This window comes from Psychrobacter sp. AOP30-A2-5 (assembly GCF_052378115.1).
Lineage (GTDB): Bacteria > Pseudomonadota > Gammaproteobacteria > Pseudomonadales > Moraxellaceae > Psychrobacter.
The window spans coordinates 17,274-30,783 of record NZ_JBQSXK010000010.1; the positions used below are offsets into that span (position 1 = coordinate 17,274).

Here is a 13,510-nt window from a genome sequence, read left to right on the forward strand (position 1 = left end):
TAGAAGCATTCATTCGGTTTTATCACAACAAACTTGTCATCAAATTTTCTGTGATAAAACCTCTCAAATAACTACCGGAGAATAGTTATTCGAGAGGATAACTCGAAAGGGATTAGTAAAGCACTGACAAGGTATTAAAGAATATTTAGCAGAAACAGGTTACTGAGCAGGCTTATAAACAGGCTGTCCATCACTGCCTTTTACCTCGTTCCATTTTTCCTTGAATAAGGCAACCGCCGTATCAGAGAATGGTACGTAATCGAGTGCCATGGCATCGTCATCACCTTGGGTATAAGCCCAATCAAAGAAGTTCAGCACGCCAGCCACTTGCTGAGGATTCTCTGGTTGCTTATGTACCAAGATAAAAGTCGCAGCAGCGATCGGCCATGCTTGCTCAGTCTCAGAGTTGGTGATGACTTTATAAAAGCCTGCTTGCTGTGACCAGTCGATATCACCTGCCGCAGCAAATGTCTCAGCAGATGGCTGAACGACGTTGCCAGCAGCGTTTTTCAATGCAGTATGTGACATGTTGTTTTGCTTAGCGTAAGCATATTCCACATAACCGATAGAGTTTTTCATACGGTTTACGTAGCTTGAAACCCCCTCGTTACCTTTACCACCTGCACCAGTCGCAGACGTTGGCCATTTGACTGTTTTATCAACACCAACTGTGTCTTTCCAGTCTGACGAGACTTTGGCTAGATAATCCGTAAAGTTAAACGTTGTCCCTGAACCGTCTGAGCGGAATACCGTCGTAATAGCGGCATCAGGCAAAGTCAAATCTGGGTTCATGGCTTTGATGGCAGGGTCATTCCAATTACTGATTTTACCCAAATAGATGTCTGCCAACATTGCACCGTCTAATTTCAACGCGCCTGGCTCAATACCATCGATGTTGACGATTGGCACGACGCCACCGATAACCGTCGGAAACTGAATCAAGCCTGCTGCGTCTAGCTCTTCAGGCGTCATCGGCGCGTCAGACGCCCCAAAATCGACTGTTTTTGATTCGATTTGTTTGATACCACCAGAAGAGCCAATCGACTGGTAATTGACTTGACCACCGGTAGCAGCGTTGTAGTCGTAAGACCATTTAGCATAGATAGGCTGCGGAAACGATGCCCCTGCACCCGTGATATTCATAGCGATATTCTCAGCAGATTTAAAACCTGTTGTAGAAGCAGATGTTGTCTGAGTGGTTGCTTCAGTGGTGGTGACAGCGCTACTGCTATCCGCAGCTGGCTCTGTCGTTTCAGTCGATTTATTACATGCCGTAAGCACTAATGTACAACTAACGGCCACTGCTAATAACGAATAACGCATGTAGGACTCCTAAAGTTTAACAACGATACAAAAAAGCATTGTTTGTGACATGCGTGCTATCTTGCCAAATCTTTATGACAGTTTAATGACAACCTCCAGAATCTTCCATTCGCTTTACATAATATTTAGATAAGCTATCTACAGCTCAGTAATATCAAGTGATTTCAATCACTGGTACTCTAGAGTCGTTCTCATAAAAACATCGAACCTCAAACTCAAAGCCTGATATTTTCATCTAAATATCATTAGCCCTCATTGCAGAACTTTGTTAGTATTGAGGTGATTTACAACACTGACAGACTCGGGGTGCGGTGTATTATCGGCTTACTTTTAAGCTTGCTTTATTAAAGTAGTCGCCTTTATACATTCGCTGAGAGATCACCCGCCGAACCTGATGCGGTTAGTACCGACGCAGGGAAGTCTTAAGCACTTTGTTATTTATGGCAAAGGACGCGTAGAAATGCCTTTTTTATCCTCATTACTCCCTTAATGTGCGTGATGTACTGTTAAGTAGTGAAGACTGATATAAAGCTGCGTCCAACGTTTGATGAGCATCATCCGTGACTATATTGTTTGGTCGTAGGCTGATGCTCATAAGCTGAATTTGTCTGGATTACAAATGCTACCCCCGCAGCTACTGGCGGTGTTGCTTTTGTTCAAAAACCAACACGCTAGGACAGCATATGACAAATTTATTAGCCACTTCTCCTTCTCAAAAACCTTCTAAGACAGACGCGTTAAAGACCCCTGCTCACCGCAGTGCCAGTGATGCTCGTTTCGAAGAAGACGCTCGCGATTTACACCGCATACTCCCCGCCTCCCGTAAAGTTTATATAGAAGGCTCACGTCCTGATATTCAAGTACCCATGCGTGAAATCACCCTTGACCCCACCCCTATACAAGGCGTTTCTGAGAACGAATGGGAACAGAACCCACCATTCTATGTGTATGACACATCAGGCGTTTATACCGATCCCAACGTCGAGATTGATTTGACCAAAGGCTTACCAAAGCTGCGTGAAGGTTGGATTTCTGAGCGCGGTGATACCGAGCAATTAAGTGGACTGTCTAGTTCATACGGAGTGGCACGCGCCCGCGATATCAGTACTGCCAATCTACGATTTGCTCATATCGACAAACCTCGCCGCGCCAAAGATGTCGATGGCAAAGCTGGCAACGTCACGCAGATGTACTATGCACGCCGCGGCATCATCACCCCTGAGATGGAATACATCGCCATTCGCGAAACGCAAAAGCAGCATGAGTTGACCGATATGCGTCAACATGACGGTGAAAGCTTTGGTGCCAATACGCCGACCGTTATTACCCCTGAGTTTGTGCGGAGTGAAGTGGCTGCAGGTCGCGCAATTATCCCAAACAACATCAACCACCCAGAATCTGAACCGATGATTATTGGGCGTAATTTCCTAGTGAAAATTAATGCCAATATCGGTAATTCAGCACTAGGTTCTTCTATCGATGAAGAGGTGTCTAAAATGACGTGGGCAACACGTTGGGGTGCAGACAACATTATGGATTTATCCACTGGTAACCATATTCATGAAACGCGTGAATGGCTGATTCGTAACTCGCCAGTGCCGATTGGTACCGTCCCTATTTATCAAGCACTCGAAAAAGTCAATGGCGTGGCAGAAGATTTAACGTGGGAGATATTCCGCGATACGCTCATTGAGCAAGCAGAGCAAGGTGTTGATTACTTCACCATTCACGCAGGTGTGCTATTAGAGTACGTGCCACTGACTGCAGGACGCCTAACGGGCATCGTCTCGCGTGGCGGATCTATCATGGCGCAGTGGTGCATGTTTCATAATAAAGAGAGTTTTTTATACACTCATTTTGAAGATATATGTGAAATCATGAAGCAGTATGATGTGGCGTTTAGTCTAGGCGATGGCTTGCGTCCAGGCTGTTTGCAAGATGCTAATGATGAAGCACAATTTGGTGAACTGCGTACCCTTGGCGAGTTGACCCAAGTGGCGTGGAAGCATGATGTACAGGTGATGATAGAAGGTCCGGGACACGTGGCAATGAACCGTATTAAAGAGAATATGGACTTGCAATTAGAAGTTTGTGCCGACGCACCTTTTTATACCTTAGGGCCACTAACCACTGATATTGCACCTGGTTATGACCATATTACCAGTGCGATTGGTGCGGCAATGATCGGCTGGTTTGGCACCGCAATGCTGTGCTATGTGACGCCAAAAGAGCATTTAGGTCTGCCTAATAAAAAAGATGTTAAAGACGGTATCATCACCTATAAAATCGCAGCCCACGCGGCTGATTTGGCTAAAGGTCATCCCGGTGCGCAGGCACGTGATAATGCGTTATCTAAAGCCCGATTTGAATTCCGCTGGGACGACCAGTTCAATCTGGCGCTCGACCCAGATACCGCCCGTGAGTTCCATGATGAAACCTTACCAAAAGACGCGCATAAGACGGCACACTTTTGCTCGATGTGTGGCCCTAAGTTTTGCTCAATGAAAATCACTCAGAACGTGCGAGATTATGCGGCAGGACTAGATAAAGATGCCGCTAATAAAAAAGTTATTTCATAAATAGAGGACCTAACGGATATTAATTATTTAATTGAAGTGATCAACATAACAGCGAAGGACATCAGTTATATAGAGAGATGCAGGCAACCTATAGTCAGAGCACTTTTAAACCGCTACGGTGTTACCCGCCCTAGATGTACTCAGTGTACTATCTGCGGTCTGTCGCCTTGTAGCGATTCTAAAATTCCTTGACTATATATAGCAGCACATCAAAAAAGCTCAAACCTGATAATCAGGTTCGAGCTTTTTTTAAAACAACTCTTAACATCTTTAAAAACTAAATACTCAATTCAGTGGATATTTTTTCTCGATTTTTCGGATTTCATCAATACCTTCAGATTCTAGCTTGGAAACAATGTAAAACTCTTTGTCACTGCCAAAATTATCTAGGGCATTATTGAGTCCTTTTATGTACTCATAAAACTCTGCGTAAGAATAAACTTCCTCATTATAGCGAATATCAGGTTTATCTATATAGAGGTATGCAGAACCTTCGCACTGTGTTACTTCACCTTTGATATTTGTCTCAGCCTCATAGGAGCTTGACGTCAATATTTTGTTGCTGTTGTAACTCATACATACTTTCTGTCCGCCTCTATTCATTGTTTCAAACTTATAACTATCCAGTTTTTGATTTAAGTTGGATTTCAGTTCTGAAAAATCTGTCTCATTTGCTGAAGCATCCAAATTACCTAAAACAACATCTACTTCTGTCAGAGAATTCAGCATAACTTTGTCGTTAGTGCCTCCCATCGCACTGAGTAAACCAATATGGTGAATACCTTTGCGAGATAGCTCATCAATAATTTGCTGTACTGAGTTCGTAGTGTCAAGGACGTCATCACTATAAGCCACGCCAATCCATGCCATTGTCTTCCCCCACGCTATTTCTTGAGTGAGATAGGGTTCAATAGTTACACCCAGAGCTTTCAAAGCCTTACTTTTATCCTCAGGTAAGTTGGCTGCCAGTACTGCCGTATCCTCTTTACAAAAAGGATTGTTGTTCAAATGATTGATAAAATTTGATAAATCCTGAGACTGCATTGATAGCTCTTGCTCACCAAGCGTTAACGCTCGAGAACACGTATAGCGAAGAAACTCAGCTTCACGTTTACCTTTATAGAGCTTGTAGCTATTACTACTGGTGTCTACAAGATTTCCAGATAGCATGTTGAAAATGTCAGGTAGACTTGGGTTTTTATCTTGTAGCAAATCTTCAAAAGAGGCCATGGTAGCAAGATTGCCTTTGTTGACCGTCACATAGCTATCGCTTTCAGGATAAAAAATCCTAGTAGTTTCAATACTGTCAGCGTTATATAGGTTTCCAAGATGCGTTCCAGAAATTGGCAAAACCTTATACATTTTCCCAGTTTCGTTATCGAATCTAGCAGGTGCGCGAATGTACTGATCGACTTCCTCGCCTTCTTCAGCCGCCATTTCGTTAGAAAAGGTGACATCTGGCACCTGTGGTTCAATATTATCTGGTTTAGTAGTTGGTATGACTAGCGTCTCTGGCGTACCACCACTATTTTTATTACCGCCATCACTACCACCACCGCAGCCATAAAGTGCCAACATAGAAGCCAAAGCCAAACTTAGATAGCGTTTATTCATCAATACATATCCATTTAGATTAACGGTCGATCAATATAGAAGTGAACTTAATTTCGCTAATAATAGATTTAAATTGATACTAAATCAATACAAATAAACAGAAAAATCCCAACAGATATTTTATCTGTTGGGATTTTAATTAATACCAAATTATAGCTCTTGAACTGTGTTTTTTAAAATTCAGTTTTTAAACCTTCGACGCCTCATAAATCTCTTCGATAGACGTGTTGATATTATTAGCAAACTCATCATCACTTTGCTGCTTACTTAAGCCTTCAGTAAAGGCACGTGAGAAACTGGCAATCATACCGGGGTTTTGCTTGAGCTTAGCACAAGCATCGCCACGGCTGTAGCCGCCCGATAACGCCACGACTTTTAATACTTTTGGATGATCAATCAGCTCTTGGTAAAAACCCGCTTCTTCTGGCAGAGTCAGTTTTAGCATCACTTGCTGATCCTCAGTCAAACGATCTAGGTTGTGCAAAATGCTGGTCTTTAATATGACTTCACATTCATGTTTTTTGCTACTGTTGATATCTACTTCAGGCTCTACGATTGGCATCAGACCTTTTGAGAGTATCTGTTTTGCCACATCGAATTGCTGTTGCACGACCAGCTCAATGCCATCGACATTCGGCTCATAAATTACTGAGCGCATTTTGGTACCAAATACTGGATAGTTTTTGGCTTTATCGAGTAGCAAATCTAAATTTGGCATCGGACGCATCACTTGGACGCCATTCATTTGCTCAGCCAAACCCTTATCCACTTTTAAAAATGGCACAATATTTTTATCTTCCCATAGATAATTGGCCGTCGGTTTGCCATTGACCTCACGTTCCATAGTATCTTCGAACAAAATCGCCCCAAGTACACGCTCATTATCAAAAGCATCACAAGTCATGATACGCGCGCGCATCTCATGCACTTGGTCGAACATGGCTTCATCGTTGTCATAATCATTGCCTGTGACACCATAATTCTCTAACGCTTTTGGCGTGCTGCCGCCACTTTGGTCGAGGGCAGCGATAAATCCCGAACCATCTTTGATACGTTGTAGCTGTTTGTTATATTGGCTTTGATATTCCATTCAGAGTACATCCTATTATTATTTGTTGAGATTAAGTGTCACAAAGTAAATCGCTTTTTATTGGCTTATATGAGCCTTACTGTTTGTAGACAACCTTATCATAGGACGCTCTTTGTGCCTATATCTGATAAGTTAATGCGTTGATAAAATAATTATCACCTATCCTATGAGAGAACTCACTAGGCTGAACGTTTATGCTAAAAACAGCACTGCCACACAGCAAATGGCTAATAATAAACCCAATACATTAATACGGTTAAGCGACTCCTTAAACACACCAACTCCTATCAAGGTTGCCACTGCAATGACACCGACATTCATACCGGTAAAGACGATGCTAGGCGACTCGGACAATAATTGATGCGCACGTACATAAGCATAAATATTGCCCATATTGAGCGCACCTAATAACAATCCTGCTGCGAGCGCATTCCCCTGCCAGCGCACCCGCGTAATCAGCAAATAAATAAACAGCAATAATCCTGCTAAACCAAAACTGACAAATAATGTCAGAGGAAAAGCAGTGCCTTGCTTGGCGACCTGCTTGAATAAGATATCAATGATGCCATAGCCTGCCCAGACGCCAAACAACCATAGCGGTGTATGCTTCGCTTGTCTGCTAATCTGACCCTGCTGTGGACGATAAATCAACGCTCCGAGTGCTAGAAAGCCTAATAACAGTCCAAATATTCGCGTGCTGGTCAGTACTTCACCAAACAATAAGAAAGCCGCGACGATAGGAATAATCAACGATAGCCGCTGAGCCGCATCGGTTGCTACCATTCCCACAGATTCAATCGCCCTTCCAAGGATAATAAATATCGCAGGTAGCAATATGCCAAGCGCAATAATAATGCCCCATGCACTGTCAAGCGTACCGAGTCCACTGACGTCTGGATTCAATAAAAACCACGTCAGCAGAAAAGCTACCGGATAGCCTGCGACGATGGTCTGGCGTATGTCTATATTTTTCTGTCGTAACACTTTTAGCAATACTGAAACGGCGACACTACAAAGCACCGCAATCGTCAAATATATCATGAGCTCTTACCTTGTTAAACTGCCACTTTACGGGGACATTATTCGCTCATCATTCATATACTGAAGACAAAGCGCGAACTGCCAATTGGGATAAAGCCATAGAATGTAACAAAGTATTTCTTACACGGCAATCTATTTATTGGCTTTTATTCGACTGCTGATAAGTAGCTCTTTAGCGTTCAATTTACAATTAGCATGCAGGTCTGATTGGGAAGTTTGCTAAAATAGTACTCAATCCTAATAACAAAAGTAAAGATTCAAAATAACGAGTAATGTCGTTGATTTTGGCGTACTGCTATTGATGTTTTATGACTGCCTATGAATGCTCTATTTCGATTTTTTGAAACTCGCCTCCCTGCCTTTCCTGAAACCCCTATGCCGCTACCTTCACCCCGTGATGGCATGCTAAAGTTCTTGTGGGCGTGTACCAACGGTTTACGTGGCTGGCTATTGATATTTATGATTTTGTCTGCGGGCATTGGCATCTATGAAGCGATGCTATTTGCTTGGATTGGGAATATTGTTGACTGGCTAGGCGTCTATACACCGCAGAATCTGTGGTTAGAAAAAGGCGATATGCTACTGCTCATGCTAGCCGTCATGATCATGAGTCCGCTATGGATTGCATTGTCATCATTCATCCATTTTCAGACTTTGCAAGGCGTCTTTCCTATGCAAATGCGCTGGCGCTTTCACCAGCGGATGCTTGGGCAATCGATGCAGTTTTATCAAGATGAATTCTCTGGACGTGTCTCAGCCAAAGTAATGCAAACCGCACTGGCCGTACGTGATACAGTCATGACCGTCACCGACATGTTTATGTATGTCACCGTTTATTTTATTACGTCAGGTGTCATTTTATTTAATCTGGACAGCCTATTATTAATCCCGTTTATCGTTTGGCTAGTCTTGGTTGCGCTGACCATTTGGTACTTTATCCCTAAGCTCAAACAAACTGCCATTGTGCAAGCCGATGCCCGTGCCTTGATGACCGGCCGCATTACCGATGCTTATGCCAATATCATGACCGTCAAACTGTTTAGCCATTCACGCCGTGAGCTGAGTTATGCCAAAAACGCCATGGGGCAATTTTTAGGTACCGTCCATGCACAGATGCGCTGGGTCAGTTACTTAGAAGTATCAACCCATCTAATCAGTGTGATTTTGGTTAGTGGCACTGCGGCTATCGGCTTATATTTATGGCAACAAGGCGCGGTCGGTGTCGGTGCGATTGCTGCCGCGACAGCCATGGCACTACGTTTGAACGGTTTGACTCGTTGGATCATGTGGCAAACTGCCAGTCTATTTGAAAGTATCGGAACCGTACAAGATGGCATGCGTACCTTATCAGCGCCGCAAAAAATTATTGATAAGCCCAACGCACCCGCTTTGAAAGTCACCGAAGGTCGTATCGTTTTTGATCATGTTGATTTCAGTTATGAGAATGATAGCGACGCTGTTGAAGGCGATAGCTTAGATACAGTGAAAATATCAGCAACGCCTACTACGAAGACTAAACTGCTTGATAACTTTTATTTGGACATTAAACCTGGCGAAAAGATAGGCTTGGTTGGGCGCTCAGGTGCCGGTAAATCCACCTTGGTTAATTTATTGTTACGCTTCTTTGATGTTGACAGCGGTAAAATCCTTATCGATGGACAAGCAATTGATGAAGTCACCCAAGAGTCTTTGCGCCAACAGATAGGTATGGTGACGCAAGATACGTCTTTGCTACATCGGACAGTACGTGAAAATATCGCTTACGGTCGTCCTGATGCAACCGACGAAGAAATTATTACCGCTGCCAAACAAGCGCAAGCATGGGACTTTATCAAAGACTTATATGATGATAAAGGCAATACAGGACTTGATACCCAAGTCGGTGAGCGCGGCGTCAAGCTCTCTGGCGGTCAACGTCAGCGTATCGCCATCTCACGTGTTATGCTAAAAAATGCGCCCATCTTACTATTGGACGAAGCGACCAGCGCCCTTGACTCTGAGATTGAATTTGCCATTACCGAAAGCCTGAATGACATTATGACAGGTAAAACGGTTATTGCGATTGCCCATCGTCTCTCTACCATTGCCGCACTTGATCGATTGGTGGTCATGGATAAAGGTCAAATTATCGAACAAGGCAGCCATAATGAATTATTAAATCTACACGGTGTTTATGCTCGCTTGTGGCACCGTCAAAGTGGCGGATTTTTAGGTGAAGACAGCTAAGTACAACCCTTAATTTTCATTAAAAATCAGACACAAGGAGGTGTGTACATTATGAAAGCATTTGCAAAAAATATTAATATTAGTGGAAAACAAGCGCGCTACTATAACCTTAGCCAGCTTACGCCATCGATACAGTCAAGTACTGCCTCTCGCGTGCCAGCACACTTTTATGGTGGCAATAGTTTTACCGTTGGTACTTATAGTCCCTTATTAAATGCGCTGGCAACTGACTTCAAAATCAGCTCGCTTGCACTTCGTGGCTATTGGTATGACAAGCCGCAGCGCCGTCGTCTTACACGCGAGCAGGATGCTGAGATACTTATTGAATTTTTAGAAAAAACGCAAGACAAACCCATCGTTGGTATTGGTCATTCGCAAGGAGCCACTGCCACTGCCATCGCTGCAGCCCAGCGCCCAGATCTGTTTTCACAGCTATATTTAATAGAGCCTGTGACGTTTACCAAACCACAAGCCCGACTCTATAATCTATTGCCGCGTAAGCTTCTGCTTAGTCGCGAACCGTTTAAAAGCACTCTCACCAAACAATCTACTTGGGCAAGCATCGATGATTATTATGAGAACTTACGCGCTCAACGTGCTTATAGGCGAATGAGTGATGCGCATTTGCGGGTATTTGCAGAGCAAAGTTTATCCAAAGATACCAATGGCAGTTACACGCTGATATTTGCGCCTGAGCAGGAGCTCGCCAACTATTTCGGCGCGCCGCATATTGATACCGCCCTCAAGCAATTAAGCTGTCCTTATACACTTATCACTGGTAAGCCGACGTTGTTTATCAACCATAAAGTGCGACAACAATGGCAAAAATTCGTCCCTGATGACAGCATCATATCTTTGTTAGATTACGGTCATCTACTGCCGATGGAAGCACCTGAATTATGTGCTCAAGTTATCAATGAGCATTATCATAGTCATACATAAGCTGAGCCGTCTAAGTGATGACTGACCTTTTTGCGCCTACACCGACTGATAATCTGTTGCCTTACGATGGTCAGGTCAATGACTTAGGGGTAGTTATCAATGATGCTAACGCTCTGTATGAGAATTTACTAAATGAGCTACCTTGGCAGCCTGATATCGTGACGTTGTTTGGTAAAACACATGTTACCACTCGCCAAATCGTCTGGATGGGTGACCACGATGTCAGTTATCATTACTCTGGACAGACGCGTCGAGCCATTCCATGGACAAAGCAGATGTTGCACGTAAAACGACATATTGAACAGCAGTTATCAAGCAGTGGTATCAACGTTGATTTTAATTCTTGCTTACTTAACCACTATCCCTCTGGTGCTGATGGCATGGGCTATCATGCCGACGATGAAAAAGAGCTGGGCGCGCAGCCGATTATCGCTTCTTTATCGCTCGGTGCTAGGCGAAAATTTGTTTTTAAGCATAAAACTATTAGACAAGAGAATAAGCCCATCAAAGTTGAGCTATATCTTGAGTCCGGTCAGCTTATCGTTATGCATGGCTATACGCAGGATTTTTGGAAGCATACTATTGCGAAAACTAAAACTGTGAAATCAGGTCGCATCAGCCTCACATTTCGAAAAGTGCTACCGCATTAAATTAATGTAACTTAATATAAGCTAGAGCGCGTCCTCGTTTTGAAAATGGTGATAAAAATGAGATAAACGGTAGCCAAACAAGGAAAATAGCGCAAATAATATCGGGATATTAATCAGCTATTTGATGCAGTCTAGAAAGATTTAACCACTTTTAGCCCATTTAGTCGCATGCCTTCAGATTGAAGACACGTCCTAGCTCACTTTTAAAACGATCTTGCCAAAAGCAGCACCTTTTTGCAGCTCATGATGAGCCGCGACCACTTCAGACAATGGATAGGTTTGCTGAATACGTAGCGTTAGCTTGCCATCAGCAACAAGCTGTAAAACTCGTGCCATATCTTTACCACTACGCTGCGCCTTATAACCCGCTACCTTTAACTGTTTCTGGCTACCTGCCTCTTTGAGTTTATCCACCCAAATCGTTGGTAATACATTGACGCGACCACCAGATTTGAGCACGCTAAGCGCTCGCACGCCTGCTTCATTACCGACCAAATCCAGTAGCACATCTGCCTGTAACTCAGGGAATTCATCGTCTTTGGTATAATCAATCCAACCTGTAAGCTGATTGGTATCTATTATTTCATCAAGCTTGGCATATTTTTCTGGTGAGCAAATAACAGTCACCTTGATATTGTTTTTAGCCACTTTATCCATGAGCAGCTGGATCAACAAGTGACCCACGCCGCCCGCTGGCGCGTTTATCACCACATGCTCACCATCTTGAATATCTGCAAACTCTACAAACTGTATCGCCGTCTGTCCAATACAAGGCAGCGCACCTGCTTGCTGTAACGTGACAGAATCCGGTACTTTTGCCAGCATGTCAGCATCGACTGCTACATACTCTGCATAACAGCCACCATGAAAAGTCAGGGCAGCGACCTGTGTACCGATAGTAAACTGCTCACTACGACTATCGACCACAGTGCCTGACATATCAAAGCCCAAAATTGCAGGCTCATTTTTATCAAACTTGTTTTTTTGTATGGCATCAGCGCCCCAGCCTTTGCCTTGACGCGTTTTGTAATCGACAGGATTGATACCCGCGTAAGCAACTTTGACCAGTACCTGATTGTCTGTTAACACAGGAATGGCCACATCCTCTTGATAGCTCATCACTTCAGGTTCGCCAAACTCACGTATGAGTACGGCATGTTGGGTCGTTGGTAGCGGGTTATGAGAAAGAGTAGACATCGTTATATATCCTTATAGGTATCTATTACTTTATATTTGCATTCAATTTTATTTTTAGTGAATAATTTGAGCTTATCTAATAATCATTTATAAATGTGCCAATTCCGCACTGAGCGGCAAATGATCAGACAGTGTCGACCATGGTTTGCCCGTATGCACCCAGGCATTTTTCACTCTTAGATTACGCACATAAATACGATCTAAGCTCAGCACAGGAAGCTTGGCTGGGAAAGTTGGCAGCAGTTTGCCATGGCAATGTTTAAAGGCTTCGGTCATACCCAAGCTAGTAGCCAGCTTATCACAAGACATTTTTTTCCAATCATTAAAATCTCCTGCCAAAATCAGGGGTTGACCAGGTGCAATCTCATTACGGACATAGTTGGCAATGGCTTCATATTGCTTGATGCGATCACGCTCAAACAAATTTAGGTGCGCACACAATACGACGACTGGTACATCCCATCCTACTGGTTGTACTTCGCAGTGCAAAACGCCGCGCTGCTCAAGCTTATTAACGGTAATATTGACGTTATGCTTGGGATCCAATGGAAAACGGCTCAATACCGCATTGCCATGATGACCGTTTTCATACTCTGAATTTTTACCATAGCTATTTTGCAGCTGTAAATACTCACCAAACCATTCATGTTGCGATTGGTCAGGGTATTCGTTGTACTGCATATTGCGCTTAAGATTCTGACCTTGCACTTCTTGTAGGCACAGTACATCGGAGCCAATGATATCAAGCGCTTGGGCGATACCTTGTATTTTAACTTGGCGATTCATCGGCGACATGCCTTTATGAATGTTATAGCTGGTTAGCACGAAAGAGGTTGTGGTAATCATAG

The 13,510-nt window shown here is 43.5% G+C and carries 10 protein-coding genes and 1 riboswitch; of the genes, 4 read left to right on the top strand and 6 right to left on the bottom strand.

The features are described from left to right. Positions 1 to 159: 159 nt before the first annotated feature. Complete coding sequence (pstS, locus tag ACT3S4_RS08600) at positions 160 to 1,323, bottom strand: phosphate ABC transporter substrate-binding protein PstS (RefSeq protein ID WP_109590611.1); 1,164 nt, start codon at positions 1,321 to 1,323, stop codon at positions 160 to 162. 292 nt (positions 1,324 to 1,615) lie between these two features. Further along, positions 1,616 to 1,758, top strand: a riboswitch (TPP riboswitch). Positions 1,759 to 2,006: 248 nt separating this feature from the next. Between pstS and thiC the strand changes: the two genes are divergently transcribed. After that, entirely contained in the window at positions 2,007 to 3,902 is a 1,896-nt protein-coding gene (gene thiC, locus ACT3S4_RS08605) for a phosphomethylpyrimidine synthase ThiC (protein ID WP_444760875.1), read from the top strand. Between the two features lie 285 nt (positions 3,903 to 4,187). Here the strand turns inward: thiC and ACT3S4_RS08610 are convergent, their stop codons facing one another. From ACT3S4_RS08610 to ACT3S4_RS08620, 3 genes are all read right to left on the bottom strand, one after another. Then, positions 4,188 to 5,516 (bottom strand): hypothetical protein, encoded by a 1,329-nt coding sequence (locus tag ACT3S4_RS08610; RefSeq protein ID WP_444760876.1) that lies wholly within the window; start codon positions 5,514 to 5,516, stop codon positions 4,188 to 4,190. 187 nt (positions 5,517 to 5,703) lie between these two features. Further along, positions 5,704 to 6,606 (bottom strand): fructose bisphosphate aldolase, encoded by a 903-nt coding sequence (locus ACT3S4_RS08615; protein WP_444760877.1) that lies wholly within the window; start codon positions 6,604 to 6,606, stop codon positions 5,704 to 5,706. Between the two features lie 192 nt (positions 6,607 to 6,798). Beyond that, on the bottom strand, positions 6,799 to 7,647 hold the full coding sequence (locus ACT3S4_RS08620; RefSeq protein ID WP_444760878.1) for an EamA/RhaT family transporter: 849 nt from the start codon (positions 7,645 to 7,647) through the stop codon (positions 6,799 to 6,801). 318 nt (positions 7,648 to 7,965) lie between these two features. Between ACT3S4_RS08620 and ACT3S4_RS08625 the strand changes: the two genes are divergently transcribed. Genes ACT3S4_RS08625 through ACT3S4_RS08635 form a run of 3 tightly spaced genes read left to right on the top strand, consistent with a single transcriptional unit; the run spans position 7,966 to position 11,465 of the window. Continuing rightward, on the top strand, positions 7,966 to 9,873 hold the full coding sequence (locus tag ACT3S4_RS08625) for an ABC transporter ATP-binding protein (RefSeq protein ID WP_444760879.1): 1,908 nt from the start codon (positions 7,966 to 7,968) through the stop codon (positions 9,871 to 9,873). A gap of 51 nt (positions 9,874 to 9,924) precedes the next feature. Further along, entirely contained in the window at positions 9,925 to 10,815 is an 891-nt protein-coding gene (locus tag ACT3S4_RS08630) for an alpha/beta fold hydrolase (RefSeq protein ID WP_444760880.1), read from the top strand. A 17-nt stretch (positions 10,816 to 10,832) separates the two neighbouring features. Next, on the top strand, positions 10,833 to 11,465 hold the full coding sequence (locus ACT3S4_RS08635) for an alpha-ketoglutarate-dependent dioxygenase AlkB family protein (RefSeq protein ID WP_444760911.1): 633 nt from the start codon (positions 10,833 to 10,835) through the stop codon (positions 11,463 to 11,465). Positions 11,466 to 11,657: 192 nt separating this feature from the next. On the opposite strand, the gene ACT3S4_RS08640 is transcribed toward ACT3S4_RS08635, so the two are convergent. Together ACT3S4_RS08640 and ACT3S4_RS08645 are read right to left on the bottom strand one after the other, a co-directional pair. Further along, positions 11,658 to 12,662, bottom strand: a complete 1,005-nt coding sequence (locus ACT3S4_RS08640; protein ID WP_238049115.1) for an NADP-dependent oxidoreductase — start codon at positions 12,660 to 12,662, stop codon at positions 11,658 to 11,660. Positions 12,663 to 12,749: 87 nt separating this feature from the next. Then, the gene (locus ACT3S4_RS08645; protein ID WP_444760881.1) at positions 12,750 to 13,508 is read right to left on the bottom strand and encodes an endonuclease/exonuclease/phosphatase family protein; all 759 of its coding nucleotides are present in this window, start codon (positions 13,506 to 13,508) and stop codon (positions 12,750 to 12,752) included. Positions 13,509 to 13,510: the final 2 nt, after the last annotated feature.